This is a genomic window from Methylobacillus caricis (assembly GCF_020532705.1).
GTDB classification, from domain to species: Bacteria; Pseudomonadota; Gammaproteobacteria; order Burkholderiales; family Methylophilaceae; genus Methylobacillus; species Methylobacillus caricis.
Genome location: NZ_JAJAVD010000001.1, coordinates 50816 through 69356 on the forward strand (window position 1 = coordinate 50816; position 18541 = coordinate 69356).

Sequence of the window (18541 nt, forward strand, 5' to 3'; positions counted from 1 at the left end):
GTCGATCCTGAGTTGATCAGCTGTCATATGCTGAAATGATCCCCACTGCACATTGCCTGCAAAAGTCCATCGCGGTATTACGCCGGGCGGTGCTTCTTGTATAAGTGTTGTGATTATCGTGGTTGTCTGAGTTTGCTGTGATGCATGGAATAGAGGAAATAAACCGCGATGCCGACAATGACCCAGATGATGAAGCGATGCCAGGTCTCTGCGGGCAGGAAAGCCATGAGCGCACTGCATGAGATGATGCCCAGTACAGGAATCAACGGATTCCAGCGGTTCTTGAATGGACGGTGCAGGTCAGGCTGGCGGATGCGCAAGATAATGACGCCAAAGCAGACCATGACAAAACTGGCCAGGGTACCAATGTTGACGGTCTCGGCTAGTGTGCCCAGAGAGAAAAAACCAGCGACCACCGAGATGATGGCACCGCAGAACAGAATGAGGCGCGTGGGAGTCTGGCGGTCCGGATCAATCTTGGAGAAGGCAGCTGGAATCAGTCCATCGCGGCTCATGGCATACAGGATACGGGTAAGGCCATAGAGCAGGACCAGTAAGACGGTAATGAGGCCGGCCAGGACACCGGTGGCGACGAGGGTGGACGACCATGAGTAGCCCAGTTTGCTCAATGCATAAGCCACCGGCGAAGACACATTGAGATCGGTGTAGTGCACGACACCCGTGAGTACGCCCGAGACCAGGATATAGATCAGGGTACAGAAGAGTAGTGCAGCAATCAGGCCGATGGGCAGGTCGCGTTGCGGGTTCTTGGCTTCGTCGGCCGCGGTGGAAACTGCATCAAAGCCAAAGTAGGCAAAAAACACCAGGGATGCGCCGGCCAGGATGCCGATGTTGTTGCCGTTTTCCTGCGGTTGGAACCAGCCGTAAGGCATGAAAGGTTGCCAGTTATCTGTATTGATATGGCCAATTGCAATGGCGAGAAAAATGGCAATCGTACCCAGCTTGATTGCCACCATGATGTTGTTCACTTGCGAGCTTTGCTTGACCCCGCTGATGAGGATGATGGTCAATAGCCAGATAATGCCGAATGCCGGAAGATTGATGATGCCTCCCTGGCCGGGGGACTTGGTCCAGACATCGGGAATATGCAGATTGAAATTGGCCAGGGTATTGATGAAATAGCCTGACCAGCCATTGGCAACGGCTGCGGCGCCAACCCCATATTCCAACAGGAGGATCCAGCCGATGACCCAGGCAAAGAACTCGCCGAATGCCACATAGGTATACCCATAAGCACTGCCTGAACCGCCTATCGAGGCTGCCAGCTCTGCATAGGCAAAGCCGGCAAACCCTGCTGCCAGGCCTGCAAGGATGAAGGAAAGTACTACCGCCGGGCCTGAGTAATTGGCCGCTGCGATGCCGGTCAGTACAAATATGCCGGTGCCAATCGCGCAACCTATGCCCAGCAATGCTAGGTCGAATGCACTCAGGCATTTTTTCAGGCCGCTGTGGCGGCCTATCTCTACCGGTTTGGTGCGAAACAGTTGTGCAAACATGTGTTCTCCCTGTTGGTTTTTTTAGTATGCACGAATTATGCCCAAAGCTTTAGTGTGATCTGCCCGCCATAGCTTTTGCCTGATCAAACCGATTGTTTGTCTGTCAGCCAGTCGCGGCCGGTGATGAAGTCGCTGTAAAGCCTGGCTTCGGCAGAGCCGGCTTCCGGCTTCCAGTCATAGCGCCACTTGACGACAGGCGGCATGGAAAGCAGGATGGACTCGGTACGGCCATTGGATTGCAGGCCAAACAAGGTCCCACGGTCGTAGACCAGGTTGAACTCGACATAGCGGCCACGTCTATATGCCTGGAAATCGCGCTCGCGTTCGCCATAAGGCGTATCCTTGCGGCGTTGCACGATGGGCAGATAGGCGTTGATAAAGGCATCACCCACGCTGCGCTGCAGGGCAAAGCTCTGCTCCAGGCCCAGTCCGTTGAAGTCGTCAAAGAAGATACCGCCTATGCCACGTGGTTCCTGGCGGTGCTTGAGGTAGAAATATTCGTCACATTCCTTCTTGAATTGAGGATAGTAATGGTGGCCGAACGGATGCAGGGCATCACGGCAGGTGCGGTGGAAATGCACCGCGTCCTCTTCAAATCCGTAGTAAGGCGTCAGGTCCATGCCTCCGCCAAACCACCAGATCGGTTCCTCACCAGCTTTCTCTGCCACAAAGAAGCGTACATTCATATGGACAGTGGGAACGTAGGGATTCCGTGGATGGAACACCAGCGACACGCCCATGGCCTGCCAGCTCCTGCCAGCAGCTTCTGGATGGGCCAAGCTGGCGGAAGGGGGCAGCTTGTTGCCCAGCACGTGGGAAAAGCCTATTCCTGCACGTTCAAACACATTGCCTTCTTCCAGCATGCAGGAGGTGCCGCCTCCGCCTTCCGCTCGCTGCCAGCTATCGTGCAGAAAGCGCTTGCCGTCAACCAGCTCGATCGATTCTACGATGCGGGATTGCAGGCCTTGAAGGTAGTCGAAGATTGCATTTGAATTCATGAAGCTCTCCTGGTGGAACCGGATCTCGGCTTAAGGACGCAGTATCTTGCCCGTCAGCAGGTCCTGTATGGTCGAAGGTTTGCTCGCGCCGCCTGTCTTGCCTGGTAACACCTTGACACTGTGCCCGAACAGGCGATAACAGTCGCGAGTGGTTTTGGCCGGAACCCGGCCATTGTGGTTGGCGCTGGTGGAAACCAGTGCCATGCCAGCTTTGCGGCAGAGTTGTGCCGCGAATGGGTTGGCAGTGACACGCACCGCCAAGGAACTATGCCTGCCCCGCAACAATGCTGGGCAGCGTTTTGCTGCGGGCGCCAGCCAGGTATGCGGGCCTGGCCAGCGCTCGAACATGCGTCGCTTTTGTTCTGGTGTGACAGGGGAGATCAACCGTCTCAATTGTGAGAATTGATTGGCGACCACGATCAGGCCTTTGCGCTGGGGGCGCCCCTTGATGCGTAACAGGCGCCTGATCGCCAGAGGGTTGGTGGGGTCACAACCGAGTCCAAAGCAGGACTCGGTAGGATAGGCAATGACACCGCCGCTACGCAGGAAATGCTGTAGTGCGCGTGCCGTTGTCATGGCGCCTGGCTTAGGACTTGATGGCGCGGTAGCCGATGTCGCGGCGCAGTTGCATGCCATCGAAGCTGATGTCATCTGCAATCTTGTAGGCTTGGGACTGTGCGTACTTCACGGTTTCCCCCAGTGCGGCTACGCATAGTACGCGCCCACCACTGGTCACCACCTTGCCATCCTTCATGGCAGTGCCGGCATGGAACACATGGGCATCTTCCAGATCCTTGGGCAATCCGGTGATTTCATCACTCAGCCTTGGTGTTTCAGGGTAATTGGCAGAAGCCAGCACCACACCCAATGCGCTGCGACGATCCCACTCTGCCTGGACTTCATTCAATGTGCCATTGACGGCATGCTCTGCCAGGGTGACCAGGTCGCTCTTGAGGCGCAGCATGATAGGCTGGGTTTCAGGGTCGCCCATGCGGCAGTTGAATTCCAGGGTCTTCACGTTGCCATCAGGGGAAATCATGAGGCCGGCGTAAAGAAAACCGGTGTAGGGAATACCGTCTTTTGCCATGCCTGCCACGGTAGGTGCAATAATTTCCCGCATGGCCTTGGCATGAATGTCCGGAGTGACGACTGGCGCTGGGGAGTAAGCTCCCATACCACCAGTGTTTGGGCCTTGGTCGCCATCCAGCAGGCGTTTGTGATCCTGGCTGGTGGCCAGAGGCAGGATGTTCTTGCCATCCACCATCACAATGAAGCTGGCTTCTTCGCCGGTCAGGAACTCCTCAATGACAACGCGTGCGCCTGCGGCACCCAGTTTATTGTCTGCGAGCATGGCGTCAATCGCGGCATGAGCCTCGTTTTCATCCATGGCCACAACTACGCCTTTACCCGCAGCCAGGCCATCAGCCTTGATCACGATAGGCGCGCCTTGCTGCCTGACGTAATCATGCGCAGCAACGGCATCAGTAAAGGTGGCGTAGGCTGCGGTAGGGATGTTATGCCGGATCATGAAGGCCTTGGCAAAATCCTTGGAGCTTTCCAGTTGGGCAGCTGCCTGGGTCGGGCCAAAGATTTTCAAGTCGGCTGCACGGAATGCGTCTACCACGCCCTGGGATAATGGGGCTTCAGGACCAACGATGGTAAGTCCGATCTGCTCTTTCTCGGCGAACTCAACCAGCTCCTGTACCTTGGTAATAGGGACATTCATCATGTCTGGATCCAGCGCAGTGCCGGCGTTGCCTGGTGCCACAAATACGCGGCTGATACGCTCACTCTGGGCGAGTTTCCATGCAAGTGCGTGCTCACGCCCGCCGCCGCCGATGACTAGAACTTTCATAATTACCCTTTAATTTTACAGCTGACCAGTGACGCTCTATTTTAACCGCGTCACGCGGTTTATCTGCTTGGAAATCATGGATTTTGCTTAATCCATTAAATTCAACAGACTTGAGAGCGAGGCAGCGCAAACACTACACATTAATTACGGCAAGGAGCCGCAATGACGCTAACAGAGCCTGTGTTGATATTTATTATTAGTGGCGGAAGTGACGTACGCCGGTCAATACCATTACCAATCCATGCTCGTCTGCCGCCGCGATCACCTCATCATCACGGATGCTGCCGCCTGGCTGGATTACGCAGGTGGCACCTGCTGCCGCCAGCACATCCACGCCATCGCGGAACGGGAAGAAGGCATCGGAAGCTACCGCAGAGCCTTGCAGGGATAATCCAGCATTCTGTGCCTTGATCGCTGCGATCCTGGTGCTGTCTACACGGCTCATCTGGCCTGCACCTACGCCCAGCGTCATGCCATTGCCACAAAATACAATGGCATTGGATTTGACATATTTGGCAACACGCCAGGCAAACAACAGGTCTTCCAGTTGTTCGGGAGTGGGTTGTTTCTTGGTCACCACCTTGATGTCGTCCACACTGATTTCCAGGTTGTCCGCCGTCTGGATCAGCAGGCCTGAGCCCACGCGCTTGGTGTCATGCGAATTGCGGCCGCGGCTCCAGGCGCTGTCGCCACCAGCGGGCAGGGCGATCTTCAGCACGCGCACATTGGCCTTGGCCTTGAACAGTGCCAAAGCTTCCTCGGTATAGCCAGGCGCAATCAGCACTTCCACGAACTGCTTGGAAACAGCCTCTGCCGTTGCCTGGTCCACGGTATGGTTGAACGCAATAATGCCGCCAAAGGCAGAGGTGGTATCGGTCTTGAAAGCCTTGTCATAGGCTTCCAGTGGTGTGGTGCCAACAGCGACCCCGCATGGATTCGCGTGTTTCACGATCACGCAGGCAGTGCTGTCGAAACTCTTGACGCATTCCCAGGCAGCATCGGCATCCGCGATGTTGTTATAGGAAAGTTCCTTGCCTTGCAGTTGCTGGGCAGTGACCAGTGAACCTGGCGCTGGATAAAGGTCCCGATAGAACGCGGCCTTCTGGTGTGGGTTCTCGCCATAGCGCAAGTCCTGTACCTTGACCAGTCGGCCATTGACCTGGCCGGGGAATTCATTGCGGCTGCCATCCGCATTGAATGAGGAGAGGTAATCGCTGATGGCGCCGTCATAGTTGCTGATGCGGTTGAATGCCGCAACAGACAGCGCAAAGCGCGTGGCTTGGCTGGTGGCACCGCCAGTACTTTTCATTTCAGCCAGTACGCCATCATATTGGGAAGCATCGGTCAGCACCACCACATCCTGCCAGTTCTTGGCAGCGGAGCGCACCATGGCCGGTCCACCAATGTCGATGTTTTCAATCGCGTCTTCCAGCGTGCAATCAGCCTTGGCAACGGTGGCTTCGAAAGGGTAGAGATTCACCACCAGCATATCGATATTCTGGATATCTGCTGCCCGCATGGCTGCAATGTGTTCCGGTAACTCGCGCCTGCCCAGCAGGCCGCCGTGGATTTTCGGGTGCAGGGTCTTGACCCGGCCATCCAGCATTTCCGGGAAGCCAGTGTAGTCACTGACTTCAGTAACCGGGATGCCATGGTCGCGGAACAGCTTGGCGGTACCGCCGGTGGAAAGGATTTCCACGTTGAATGCTGTCAGTGACTTCGCAAATTCAAGAATGCCGTTTTTATCAGAAACGCTGATAAGTGCTCGTTTGATGACTGCCATATTGAAAACTTCGAAGAAGAGGTTATTGAAGGTTGTGCTGTTGCAGTTTTTTGCGCAAGGTATTGCGGTTCAAGCCAAGGATATCCGCAGCCTTGCTTTGATTGCCGCCAGCACGGTTGAGTACATATTCAAGCAGGGGTTTTTCCATGCATTGCAGTACCATGTCGTATACGGCGTGTGGCGGCTGTCCGTCCAGGTCCTTGAAATATTCATCAAGGGCTGCACGTACACAGCTGGCGAGATCCTGGCTACTCATTATGCTGCCAGTGCCTCGTCATCCGATGCCGTGGGTGTTTCAGCTTCGTATTGCAGGCGTTCGTTACGTTGCTTCAGCTCGCCAAAGAAGTCATGGATGGATTGCAACTGTTCTTCCACGGTCTGTAGCTGGTTCATGTGGTGCCTGAAGTTGGCGGAACCGACCAGGCCCTTGGTGTACCAGGAAATATGCTTGCGTGCCACGCGCATGCCTGTGAGTTCGCCATAAAATTCGTAGAGGTCATGAATATGTTCCAGCATGACCTGGTGGATTTCATTGACTTCTGGAGCAGGCAGATGCTCGCCCGTGGCAAGGAAATGCTCGATTTCGCGGAAAATCCAGGGGCGGCCTTGAGCTGCACGGCCTATCATCACCGCATCCGCCTTGGTGTAGTCCAGTACAAACCTGGCTTTTTCCGGCGTGGTGATGTCACCGTTGGCGATCAGTGGAATCTTGATGGCCTGCTTGACGGTAGCAATGGTGTCGTACTCTGCATCGCCCATGTATAGACAGGCGCGGGTACGTCCATGCATGGCCAGTGCCTGTATGCCGATGTCTTCTGCCATTTTGGCTACGGCCACCGCATTGCGGTTGTTCTTGTCCCAGCCAGTACGGATTTTCAGGGTGACCGGCACATCCACGGCGTTGACCACAGCTTTCAGGATTTGCGAAACCAGCGGTTCGTCCTTGAGCAAGGCAGAGCCTGCCATCACATTACAGATCTTCTTGGCGGGGCAACCCATGTTGATATCGATGATCTGTGCACCATTATCCACATTGTGCCTGGCGGCTTCGGCCATCATCTTGGGGTCGGCGCCAGCAATCTGCACCGAGATCGGGTCCACTTCACCTTCATGGTTGGCGCGGCGCAGTGTCTTGGCGCTGCCATAGAGAAGGGAGTTGGATGTCACCATCTCGCTCACGGCCAGGCCTGCGCCCATCTTCTTGCACAGAACGCGGAAAGGCCTGTCCGTCACACCCGCCATAGGAGCAACAACCAGATTGTTTTTCAGCTTGTAGGAACCGATCTGCACGTTAATATAACCGTATCCATGGCATGGAAAAGCTGCCCATTTTATATGCAAACCGGAGTAGAACAAAGCACATATTGATTTGGCGCCCCTGTGAAATTGCCTAATAATTCAGTCATAAGCGACGTTTTACTTTAAGTAGCTAAGCTAAGTGTATTGATTGATGTCAGGTTGTTTCTTGCCGTGTGTGCAGTGGTGATCGGGAAAATATCCTATTATTTTGCGGGATTACTTCATTGTCACATACTCTCGTTCTGGTATGCGAAGCCAGATAGCGCCCTGTTGATCTATTGGCCCGGCCATGTGGCAGTGTGTTTGGTGGGGGCTAGGCAGACTCTTAACTTGAATGACAGACAAGACTTGAATGACAGACAAGCCCTGTCATGGTGCCGTGAGCCGTATCCTGTTTATGACAGCAATAGCATTGGCAGCGGCGGCGCCACGTGCCGTGTTATCAAAAATGCACCATGCTGGACTGCTGGAGTTTTGCAAGGTGATGGAAAGTTGTTCCAAGTATTCTGGCGAGTAGGATGAGTAATAGATTTGCGGTGTTCCATGCAGCCGGTAGTAACAAAACCCGTTCCAGCCTCCGGGCACACCTGCCGTGGGAAACCTGGCTGGGTCTGCTGCAACCCGCGCCAGCTTGAAGTCTTTCAGCAAATTCTCGCCGGCCATGGAAAACCAGCTGGCATGGCGAGGTTCGCAGGCCGCAGCGCCCGAGTAATGCTGGCGCAGCAGCGTGAAAAAGCTATGGGCGGTTACCGGGTCCAACTGCAGGCTTGGCGGCAGCTGGATCAAGATGCCGCCCAGTTTGCTGTCAAGCCCGGAAATCTCTTCCAGAAAGCGCAGCAAGGCAATGCTGCAGCCTGCCAGACGGTGTTTATGTGTTATCTCCCCTGATATTTTGACCCAGAAACGGAAGCTTTCTGGCACCGTAGCAGCCCAGCGTGCATAGGTTTTATGCTGGTGCGGGCGGTAAAAGGATGAGTTGATCTCAACCGTGCCGAACAGGCGTGCATAGCGCTCAAGATGACTGCCGTCTGGCGGAAATAATGCGGCGTGTTGGGGCGGGATGCCCCAGCCTGCACAACCAACTCGAAGTGCCGGATGATCAAGGGTGGGCCAGGTTTTCGTATTCATCACTCTATGCCTTGTTGACCTGTCTGGATTATCCCAGCCGGGTTTGTGCAACTGCAATAGTTAAATCGACCGCTTTAACAGAATGCCCATTCTATTAGAGGCAGAGGGTAAATAGGCTGTCAATCTACCGCTTGATATCCTGCGGCGCGGTTAATTGTTCCAGTTGGATGAGCCAGGTGAAAGCATGCCGGTCGTTATCCCCGCACATTTCCCGGCTAGGCTGGAGTGATGAGCAGACTTGCGGGCGCTCCGGCCTGCCAAAAATCTGGCAACGGTTGCGGTCATCGAGCTGCATGCAGCGTTCCCCGGCCTTTTTTCCATGGGGCATGCCGGGAATGGGGCTGCTGATGGAGGGGGCGGTGCAGCAGGCACCGCAGGATGGACGGCATTCCATGACTATTCCGTTGCCAATGGTTGCCAGGGAAAGCCCGCGGCACTGATCGCAGCCTGGATGTGCTGCATGGCGCTTGCCACTGTGTCTATATCTCCCTTGACGCCCAGCTCTATGGTACGGCGACTATCGAGGCGTGGCAGGCTGAACAGCTTGAGACCCGGGTAGGTCGCCGTGATATGGTTCATGAGGTCGAGTAATTGGCTTTCGCCTGCATCCATGACCAGGATGGACGATTCGGTTACAGGCTGCTGATGAAACAGATGGTGATAGTGTGTAATTAATATCCATTCGGTCATGGGCCATGCCATTTCGGGAAAACCCGGCATGAAATAGTGATGTCCGAGCGAAAAGCCGGGTACCCGGTTGACCGGGTTGGGAATCAGCCTGGCACCGTGTGGAAAATCTGCCATCAGCACCCGTTTGGGATAAGCGGCCTCACCAAAGCGCGCTTCAATTTCAGCAACTGCGCCTGCATGTCTTTCTATAGGCAAGCCAGCCGCTTCAGCAGCAGCCTGGCGCGTCTGGTCATCTGGCGTTGCTCCTATCCCGCCAAAGCTGAATACAATATCGTTGCTTTGCAAGGTACGTTTGAGCGTTGTGGCAATCTGGGCACGATCATCACCCAGGTATTCTGCCCAGGATAAGCTGAGCCCATGTGCGGAGAGCAAGGAAATGACCTTGGCGAGATGCCTGTCCTGACGTTTGCCGGAGAGGATTTCATCGCCAATGATGATGGCGCCAAAGCGAGGCTGTTGGGTAGTGGTCATGATGCGGTATAGAAATATTCTCTAAAAGTGTTAACTGCGCCGGAGGCAATTTACTGAAGATCCCTCAATGATAGCCAAGTTTCTGCCGTCGAATGAGTGAAGCGGCGCTAAAATAGACAGCAGTTTTATTTTATTGAAGTGCACACATGAGCAGTAAAAACGACAATCCAGATGATGAAGTGCTGTGTTTCTGTAGCGGTGTCAGGCGCAGCAAAATCCGTGCTTTATATATGCAGGGCATGGACATCCGTGGCATTGCCGACATGACCGGCGCCCTTACCGGGTGCGGCGGCTGCGAGTGGGAGATCGAGTATTATCTCCAAGAGCTTGAACAGCAAGGCATCAAGCCCCATCGCTAGCGTGCCACCAGGTTAATGAATGGCTTTAATGCGCGGTTTCCCAGTTTGCCCCTATGCCCACTTCTACCAGTAATGGTACATCCAGTTTTGCGACCCCCTGCATAAGTTGTGGCAGTTTTTCCCTCACCAGTTCCAGTTCCCTTTCAGGCAATTCCAGCACTAGTTCATCATGCACTTGCATGATGAGCTTGGTGGCAAGTTTCTCGGTTTCCAGCCAGTCTTGGACGGCAATCATGGCGAGCTTGATCAGGTCGGCGGCAGTGCCTTGCATAGGCGCATTGATCGCGGCACGTTCCGCTCCTGCACGGCGCATGCCGTTGGGGCTGTTGATCTCTGGCACCCATAACCGGCGGCCAAACAGGGTCTCCACATATCCCTTCTCCTTGGCAGTTTCGCGTGTACTCTGCATATATTCCTTCACGCTGGGGTAACGTGCAAAGTAGCGGTCTATATAACTTTGTGCCGCGCCACGTTCTATATTCAGGTTTTGTGCCAGGCCAAAAGCGCTCATGCCATAAATCAGGCCAAAATTGATGACCTTGGCGTAGCGCCGTTGTTCGCTGGTGACTGCATCGCGTTCCACACCGAAAATTTCGGCAGCGGTCGCGCGATGGATGTCTTCGCCCTTGGCAAAGGCACTTAGCAGGCCTTCATCTTGTGAGAGGTGTGCCATGATGCGCAGCTCAATTTGCGAATAGTCAGCTGATATGATCCTGTGGCCAGCTTGCGCGATAAAGGCCTCGCGAATGCGCCGGCCTTCGGCCGTACGTACGGGAATGTTCTGCAGGTTGGGGTCTGAGCTTGCCAGGCGCCCGGTAATGGCGACGGCTTGGCTATAGCTGGTATGCACCCGCCCGGTGTTGGGGTTGATCATGCGCGGCAGCTTGTCGGTATAGGTGGACTTCAGCTTGGCAAGACCGCGGTATTCCAGCAGCACCTTGGGTAGTGGGTAGTCCAGGGCCAGCTCCTGCAGTACGTCCTCATCGGTGGAGGGCGCGCCGCTAGGCGTTTTCTTCAATGGTTTGATGCCCAGCTTGCCAAACAGGATTTCCTGCAATTGCTTGGGTGAGCCGAGGTTGAAAGGCTGGCCTGCCAGTTCATAAGCCTGCTGTTCCAGCGCTACCAGTTTCTGGCCAAGCTCGTGGCTTTGAGCCTGCAGCATCGTCTGGTCTATGAGGACTCCGTTACGTTCTATGGTGTATAGGATATCCAGCACGGGCATTTCAATCTGGCTGTAGACGTATTTCAGTTTTTCGTCGCTTGCAATCTGCGGGTATAGGGCCTCATGCAGTTGCAGCGTGATATCTGCATCCTCGGCAGCATAGTCTGAGGCTTGCTCCAAGGCTACCTGGCTGAACGGAACCTGCTTGGCTCCCTTGCCAGCGATTTCTTCATAAGTGATGGTCTGGACATCAAGGTGGCGCATGGCAAGATCATCCATGCCATGGGTGCGGTGGCTTTCCAGCACATAGGATTGCAGCAGGGTATCGTGCGCAATGCCATTGAGCGGGATACCGTGGTTGGCCAGCACATGCTTGTCGTACTTGAGGTTTTGCCCGACTTTCTTGATGGCGGGATTTTCCAGAAGAGGCTTGATACGCGCCAGGGTGGCTGCAAACGGCAACTGGTCGGGCGCACCGGGGTAATCATGTGTCAGTGGCAGGTAAGCTGCTTCGCCCGCTGTGACCGAGAATGACATGCCGACCAGTTTTGCGTTGAGCGGGTCCAGTGAAGTGGTTTCAGTATCAAAACTTACTAGCGGCGCGCTGCTGATTTTATCCAGCCAGCCTTGCAGTGCTGCTTCAGTCAATATGGTCTCGAAGTTGCGTGTGCCAGCATTAGATGCAGCAAACAGGTCGGCAGGCATACCGTCGGTTGGCAAAGGTATTGCACTGGAGTCGCTTGGGATTGCCGGTGTTGCTATATCCAGTTCTCGGCGCAGCGTCTTGAATTCGAAGCGATCAAACAGTTCGACCAGTTTGGCTTTATCCTGCGGGCGTGGCGCAAGGTCGCTCAGGCTTTCCTGGATGCCGACATCACAGCGGATAGTGATCAGTTCGCGTGCCGTGGGCAGCCAGGGCAGGGCCTTGCGCAGGTTTTCGCCGACCACGCCGTTGATTTTGTCGGCATTGGCCACGATGTTTTCCAGCGAACCATATTGCTTCAGCCATTTGACGGCGGTTTTGGGGCCGACTTTCTCAACGCCGGGCACATTGTCCGAGCTGTCGCCTATGAGGATCAGGTAATCCACCATCAGGCTGGGAGGGATGCCGAATTTGGCTTCCACACCCGCTTCATCGAGTACCTCGTCGGTTTTCCTGAAGGCATCGCGCATGGTGTTGACCACGGTGATGTGTGTGTTGACCAGTTGCGAAATATCCTTGTCGCCAGTAGAGATGATCACGCGCATCCCTTCACTCGCGGCCTGTTTCGCCAGCGCGCCGATCACGTCGTCGGCTTCCACGCCATCCTCTATGATGAGTGGCCAGCCCATCGCTTGAATGGCGCTGTGCAGGGGTTCTATTTGCAGCCGTAGATCATCCGGCATTGAAGCACGGTTGGCCTTGTATTCCGGGTAGATGTCGTCGCGGAAGGTTTTGCCTTTGGCATCAAACACACAAGCGCTATAATCGGCTGGATAGTCTTTATGCAGCCGGCGCAGCATATTGAGTACGCCCTGAATGGCGCCAGTGGGTTCTCCAGCCTTGTTACGCAGGTCTGGCATGGCATGGAAGGCGCGATAGAGGTAGGACGAACCGTCCACTAATAACAATGTTTTCATTTTTGAGTGTGGAACCTTATGTCAGCTGCAAAAAAACTTCCCAAGATTCTTGATCCCGAATTACCGAATAAAAAGTACTCGGCGCGTGAATCATGGCGAGCTTTCGAGATTATGGCAGAATTCGTCGAGGCGACCGAGCGTATGAAGGAAATTACGCCTGCGGTCTCCATCTTCGGCAGCGCGCGCACCAAGCCTGACCATCCCTATTACAAATTGACCGAGGAAATCGCACGCCAGTTGTCTGACGCTGGTTTCAGCGTAATCTCCGGCGGCGGGCCTGGCATCATGGAAGCTGCCAACAAGGGTGCTTTTCATGGCAAGTCGCCTAGCATAGGCCTCAATATCGAGTTGCCGCATGAGCAGAAGGGCAATCCGTTTCAGGATATCAGCCAGAATTTCCAGCATTTTTTCATGCGCAAGGTCATGTTTGTTAAATATGCCTCAGCGTATGTGGTGATGCCTGGTGGTTTTGGCACACTGGATGAATTGATGGAGGCGCTGACACTCATCCAGACTGCCAAGACACGCAGGATTCCCATTATCCTTGTCCATGAGCCATTCTGGCGCGGCATGCTTGCATGGTTTCGCGACACCATCATTGCGCAGGGGATGGCCTCACCGGAAGATATGGAATTGATGCAGGTGATAGATGATCCCAAAGAGGTGGTCGAGGCCATCTTCAAGCATTATGAAACCCGCGGATTTGAGCCTTCACCCGCAGAACAGCAGATCATGCAGTTTTATCTCTGAGCTGGTTTGCGGCAAGGAAAAGAAATTTTGCAGGATATCTGCGTATTATGTTGCGTATCGGCAACATGATGCCTTTGTGGGACCTGCGCTATTTGATAGAATTACGGCAATATAAAATCTCCGAGGTCATCATGCGTATCTATCGTAATTTACTGGTGTTGGCATTCCTGCTGCCGATGATGGCCTCTGCTGCCCCCATTCCTGACAATCTGGAACCATTGCCGGAAGCGCCCCCACCGCCGGCAGGCATGGAAGGCGATACGCCTGAGCCAGAAGTGACCATCACCAAGAAGGGTGAAGATACGATTGAGGAATACCGTATCAATGGCGAACTCTACATGATGAAAGTCACGCCTGCGCATGGGGTGCCTTACTATCTGACCAAGGATGACCAGGATGCCGGCTGGTCACGTACTGATGATGTGGCACGACCGATGAGCATCCCGAAGTGGGTGTTGTTCCGTTTCTGATAGTTTCGCTGATTTGATAAAGAGGGCCTGGTTGCCCTCTTTAAACATTTATATAGCAGGTTTCTGAAAAAAGTTTTATGTCCGTATTCACTACCGTTACTTTCGAGCAGATGCAGCAATGGCTTAAGGCATATTCCCTGGGCGACCTGCTGGACTTGCAAGGTATTGCATCCGGCATTACCAATACCAATTATTTTGTGACTACAGCTACAGGTCGCTATGTATTGACTCTGTTCGAGGAGCATACGGCAGAAGAGTTGCCTTATTTCATTGACCTCATGACGCATCTGGCAGAGCGTGGCATTCCCTGTCCGCACCCGGTGAGAAACAACCTTGGGCAGGCATTGGGTGAGTTGAACGGCAAACCAGCTGCCCTGGTAAGCTGTCTTGCTGGCAAGTCTGTGGAGCATCCCACCCCAGTGCATTGTGCAGAGATCGGCAAGGTGCTTGCGCAGATGCATCTGGCGGGTGCGTCTTTCGACGCAGAGATGCGTAATCTGCGCTGTGCTGACTGGCGTGCGGCTACGGCAGCAAAAGTGGCTCCGTTACTGGATGAAGAAAACCGGCAGATGCTGGAGAAACAGCTGGCTTTTGAGCGTAGTTTCAATACGGCAGATTTGCCGCAAGGTGTCATTCATGACGACCTGTTCCGTGATAATGTGCTGATGGATGGCGACAAGCTGGGTGGGCTGATTGATTTTTACTATGCCTGCAATGATGTCTTGTTGTATGACATTGCGATTGCCGTGAATGACTGGTGTGTCACTGAGCTTGGTGTACTGGATGCAGCGCGCTTGTCCGCCTTGCTGAAGGCCTATCATGCAGTTAGGCCATTGACCGAGGCTGAACATGCAGCCTGGCCTGGCATGTTGCGTGTAGCCGCAACCCGTTTCTGGCTTTCACGCCTGCATGATCTGCATTTCCCCCAGGCAGGTGAGCTGACGCATGCCAAGGATCCACAATATTTTGAGCGCATCCTGCGCAACTCAATCAACCAGGCGGCGATTATCAGCCAGACCTGGGTCTGATTGAAGTTCTAACTAAAGGGTCCCAACCGTTGAACATGCAAGTCAAACCACCATCCAGCAGCAATCAGGCCTTGGCCTGGATACGCGACATTATTGCCTTGTTCCGCAAGACGCCGGGCAAGTGGATGCTATTGGGTTTGGCTCACGTCTTTTTCTTCGCCATGTTACCCGGCCTGCTTGGCCTCAAGTTTGTTTCCTTCCTGTTGCTGCCTGCTTTCCTTGCACTTGCTGTAGGGTTTTACCGGGATGCAGACCAGGGGCGTGATTCAGATCTCGGTGACCTCCTGAATGAAATCAAGCCGCATTTTCCCAAGCTTTTGAGTTTGGGGGCGATCTGCGTCGTATATGTATTGCTCATCAACTTATTGACGGTAGAGGATAGTGTCAAACTGGCTGAACTGGCTAAGCAGGATGCCAGCCCTGAAGAAGTGCTTGAACAATCAACCCCTGTCATCATCAAGCTGATGTTGCTGCTGCTTCCCCTGGTGCTGGTGATCTGGTTTGCGCCGGCACTGGTATCGTTTCAGCAATATTCTGTAGTGCGGGCCATCAAGTCCAGCCTGGCGGCATTTATCCAGTATTTTCTGCCATTGTTGTTGACATGGCTCGGGGTCACTTTGATTATCATGTTGAGCATGACCATGGCTGGCATCCTGGTGGGCGTCTTGTCTGCTGCTTCCAAGGCAGTGGGCGGGCTGCTCATGCTGGTGTTGGTATTCGCCTGCATGCTGTTTGCCAGTGCGCTCATGCTCGCTTTTCAATATGTCAGCAACCGGGACATCTTCAAGATGCCGCAACCTGCGGCACCTGAATTGGAGTCTTTATAACGTTTCCAGCTTGGCGTACTCCAACGCCAGCCATTTCAGGCCTTCGCGGCCGAAATTTACCTGTACTCGCAGGTCATTTATATTGCCTTCATAGTTCACCACTACGCCCTGGCCAAATTTGCTATGGGCCACTGCCTGGCCTATTTTCCAGGGCATGGCGTTTTTTTGGCTAATAGCGGGCGCTACTGGGGCGGAAGTATAAGCTGCTGCCTTGCTGGATTGGGTGTTAAGACGCTTGAGCAGCTCTTCGGGAATTTCATCCAGGAAGCGGGAGGGGATGCCATAGCGCACCTGGCCGTGCAACATGCGGCTTTGTGCAAAACTGATGTAAAGGCGTTGGCGTGCACGGGTCACTGCCACATACATCAGGCGCCGTTCTTCTTCCAGGCCATTGGCTTCATAGCTGCTTTGCTCATGCGGGAACAAACCTTCTTCCAGCCCGCTGATGAAAACCGTTTTGAACTCCAGGCCCTTGGCCGCATGGACTGTCATCAGTTGTAATGCATCACGACCAGCGTCCGCCTGGTGTTCACCTGCTTCCAGGCTGGCGTGGGTGAGGAATTGTGCCAGTAATGATTGTGCAACCTCGCCATTTTCATCTACCTGCATGCCGATTTCCTGGTTGGTGAAGGCAATCGCTGCATTCACCAGTTCATCCAGGTTGGCAAGGCGGTCCTCGCCTTCCTTGTCATTTGCATAGTGGTCGCGCAGGCCGGATAGCGTGGAAGCTAATTCCACTTGCTCAGCCAGCGTCAGGCCAATGGCTTCTTCCTGCATCTGCTTGATCAGCGCGACAAAACCTTCAAGCCCTCGTCCTGGCCTGCCATTGCCGACCTTGCTGATTGCCGCCTGCCACAGGCTGCTGTCATTCTGCCTGGCAATTTCCTGCAGCTGTTCCAGGCTGCGTGCCCCTATGCCGCGGGTAGGAAAGTTGATGACACGCAGCAGGGCAGTATCATCATCTGCGCTGGCAATCAGGCGCAGGTAGGCGAGTGAGTGCTTGATTTCTGCACGTTCGAAAAAGCGCAGGCCGCCATAAACACGGTAAGGCAGGCCGGAGGAAAAGAGGGCATGTTCCAATACCCGTGACTGCGCATTGGAGCGATACAGCATGGCGATCTGGCTTAAGTTTGTGCCCTCTGCATGTAGTGACTTGATTTCATCCACGATGAAATTGGCTTCATCGATGTCGTTATAAGCTTCATAGATGCGTATGGGCTCACCCTTGCCAGCGGCTGTCCACAGGTTCTTGCCGAGACGGTTGCGGTTATGTGTGATGATGGCATTGGCTGCATCCAGGATATTGCTGTGAGAGCGGTAGTTCTGTTCCAGCTTGACGATATTCTGTACCGCAAAATCCTGCTCAAAGTCGCGCATATTGCCCACGCGAGCTCCACGGAATGCATAAATGGATTGATCATCGTCACCTACCGCAAAAATGCAGTTATCCGTGCCAGCGAGTAATTTCAGCCACAGATATTGCAAGCGGTTGGTATCCTGGAACTCATCCACCAGGATGTACTTGAAGCGATGCTGGTAGTGTTCGCGAATATTGGCATTACGGCTCAGCAATTCATAGCAGCGCAACAGCAGCTCTGCAAAATCCACTACGCCTTCACGCTGGCACTGCTTGTCGTATTCTTCAAATATCTCTCGCATACGCTGGGAGTGCGTATCGTAGGCATCCACGGCATGGGCGCGCAGGCCTTCTTCCTTGCAGCTGTTGATATAACCCATCACTTGCTTGGGCGGAAACTTTTCATCATCCACATTCATTACCTTCATCAGGCGCTTGATGGAGGACAATTGGTCAGCGGTATCCAGAATCTGAAAAGTGGCCGGCAGTAGAGCTTCCCTATGGTGCGCACGCAGCAGGCGGTTGCAAAGTCCGTGGAAAGTGCCTGCCCACATGCCGCGAACGTTAATTGGCAGCATCGAGGTCAGCCTGGTCAACATTTCCTTGGCTGCCTTATTGGTGAAAGTCACTGCCAACAGGCCATGGGGAGATACTTGCCCTGTCTGGATCAGCCAGGCAATACGCGTTGTGAGGACGCGGGTCTTGCCACTACCGGCACCGGCCAGGATCAGTGCTGATTGATGGGGAAGCGTGACCGCCTCCAGCTGTTTGTCATTAAGGCCGTCAAGAAGTGAAGCGGAAGATATCGGATTCATCATAGCCTGCATTATCGCAGGTGCAGCGACGAAGGAGAACCTTTGCCGGATTGTGACAGCTATCTAATAGCCGAAATCGTGAATTGATGGATTATGGGCACTTTTGGTGCGGTTTGTAAGCAGATGTAAAAAGTGCACATTCAGTGAACTAATTGCTGAAAGGCCCGGTCCTAATTTCCAGACGACGCAATCGTCTCCCGCTTTCCTCCCTGAGCGGGAAGCCTTATCTGATGAGGCTCACTTAACCCCGATTTTACTCCCCTTTAATCGGGGTTTTTTTTGTCTATTGATTATGCACGAAAAAACAACCGGTCTTTGGCTGTCTGAAAATGCTAATTATTCGCAGTATATGCTTAAAATTGTGGATTTTGGTAAATATTATATTTAACTAATATCCTCGCGGAATGTTGTG

Annotated in this window: 17 protein-coding genes; 5 read left to right on the forward strand and 12 right to left on the reverse strand. The window is 53.9% G+C overall.

Going from position 1 to position 18541, the window contains the following annotated elements:
* Positions 1-113: 113 nt before the first annotated feature.
* The 10 genes from LG200_RS00300 to LG200_RS00345 all read right to left on the reverse strand — a co-directional run bounded on the left by LG200_RS00300 (position 114) and on the right by LG200_RS00345 (position 9741).
* Positions 114-1517, reverse strand: a complete 1404-nt coding sequence (locus LG200_RS00300; RefSeq protein ID WP_226755611.1) for an APC family permease — start codon at positions 1515-1517, stop codon at positions 114-116.
* Positions 1518-1600: 83 nt separating this feature from the next.
* On the reverse strand, positions 1601-2515 hold the full coding sequence (gene hemF / locus LG200_RS00305; protein ID WP_226755612.1) for an oxygen-dependent coproporphyrinogen oxidase: 915 nt from the start codon (positions 2513-2515) through the stop codon (positions 1601-1603).
* 30 nt (positions 2516-2545) lie between these two features.
* Positions 2546-3091 (reverse strand): L-threonylcarbamoyladenylate synthase, encoded by a 546-nt coding sequence (locus tag LG200_RS00310; RefSeq protein ID WP_226755613.1) that lies wholly within the window; start codon positions 3089-3091, stop codon positions 2546-2548.
* Between the two features lie 10 nt (positions 3092-3101).
* Entirely contained in the window at positions 3102-4370 is a 1269-nt protein-coding gene (gene purD / locus LG200_RS00315; RefSeq protein WP_226755614.1) for a phosphoribosylamine--glycine ligase, read from the reverse strand.
* A 196-nt stretch (positions 4371-4566) separates the two neighbouring features.
* Positions 4567-6153 (reverse strand): bifunctional phosphoribosylaminoimidazolecarboxamide formyltransferase/IMP cyclohydrolase, encoded by a 1587-nt coding sequence (purH, locus tag LG200_RS00320; protein WP_226755615.1) that lies wholly within the window; start codon positions 6151-6153, stop codon positions 4567-4569.
* A gap of 22 nt (positions 6154-6175) precedes the next feature.
* Complete coding sequence (locus LG200_RS00325) at positions 6176-6409, reverse strand: Fis family transcriptional regulator (RefSeq protein WP_226755616.1); 234 nt, start codon at positions 6407-6409, stop codon at positions 6176-6178.
* Complete coding sequence (dusB, locus tag LG200_RS00330; RefSeq protein WP_226755617.1) at positions 6409-7443, reverse strand: tRNA dihydrouridine synthase DusB; 1035 nt, start codon at positions 7441-7443, stop codon at positions 6409-6411. Before dusB ends, LG200_RS00325 begins: the two co-directional genes overlap by 1 nt.
* A gap of 378 nt (positions 7444-7821) precedes the next feature.
* A complete protein-coding gene (locus LG200_RS00335; protein ID WP_226755618.1) occupies positions 7822-8580 on the reverse strand; it encodes a DUF72 domain-containing protein in 759 nt (252 codons plus the stop codon).
* Positions 8581-8704: 124 nt separating this feature from the next.
* Entirely contained in the window at positions 8705-8974 is a 270-nt protein-coding gene (locus tag LG200_RS00340) for a YkgJ family cysteine cluster protein (RefSeq protein ID WP_226755619.1), read from the reverse strand.
* 2 nt (positions 8975-8976) lie between these two features.
* On the reverse strand, positions 8977-9741 hold the full coding sequence (locus LG200_RS00345; RefSeq protein ID WP_226755620.1) for a competence/damage-inducible protein A: 765 nt from the start codon (positions 9739-9741) through the stop codon (positions 8977-8979).
* A 146-nt stretch (positions 9742-9887) separates the two neighbouring features.
* Between LG200_RS00345 and LG200_RS00350 the strand changes: the two genes are divergently transcribed.
* A complete protein-coding gene (locus tag LG200_RS00350) occupies positions 9888-10100 on the forward strand; it encodes a (2Fe-2S)-binding protein (protein WP_226755621.1) in 213 nt (70 codons plus the stop codon).
* A gap of 25 nt (positions 10101-10125) precedes the next feature.
* Here the strand turns inward: LG200_RS00350 and polA are convergent, their stop codons facing one another.
* Entirely contained in the window at positions 10126-12882 is a 2757-nt protein-coding gene (gene polA / locus LG200_RS00355) for a DNA polymerase I (protein WP_226755622.1), read from the reverse strand.
* An 18-nt stretch (positions 12883-12900) separates the two neighbouring features.
* Here polA and LG200_RS00360 point away from each other — a divergent pair, with 18 nt between their 5' ends.
* From LG200_RS00360 to LG200_RS00375, 4 genes are all read left to right on the forward strand, one after another.
* On the forward strand, positions 12901-13632 hold the full coding sequence (locus LG200_RS00360; protein ID WP_226755623.1) for an LOG family protein: 732 nt from the start codon (positions 12901-12903) through the stop codon (positions 13630-13632).
* A 47-nt stretch (positions 13633-13679) separates the two neighbouring features.
* A complete protein-coding gene (locus LG200_RS00365) occupies positions 13680-14102 on the forward strand; it encodes a DUF2782 domain-containing protein (RefSeq protein ID WP_319004518.1) in 423 nt (140 codons plus the stop codon).
* A gap of 77 nt (positions 14103-14179) precedes the next feature.
* Positions 14180-15130: a homoserine kinase gene (thrB, locus tag LG200_RS00370; protein ID WP_226755624.1), complete on the forward strand. Its 951-nt coding sequence runs from the start codon at positions 14180-14182 to the stop codon at positions 15128-15130.
* Positions 15131-15165: 35 nt separating this feature from the next.
* Positions 15166-15957 (forward strand): BPSS1780 family membrane protein, encoded by a 792-nt coding sequence (locus LG200_RS00375; RefSeq protein WP_226755625.1) that lies wholly within the window; start codon positions 15166-15168, stop codon positions 15955-15957.
* Here the strand turns inward: LG200_RS00375 and uvrD are convergent.
* Complete coding sequence (gene uvrD / locus LG200_RS00380) at positions 15952-18141, reverse strand: DNA helicase II (protein WP_226755626.1); 2190 nt, start codon at positions 18139-18141, stop codon at positions 15952-15954. The two genes, LG200_RS00375 and uvrD, sit on opposite strands and share 6 nt — an antisense overlap.
* Positions 18142-18541 lie beyond the last annotated feature (400 nt).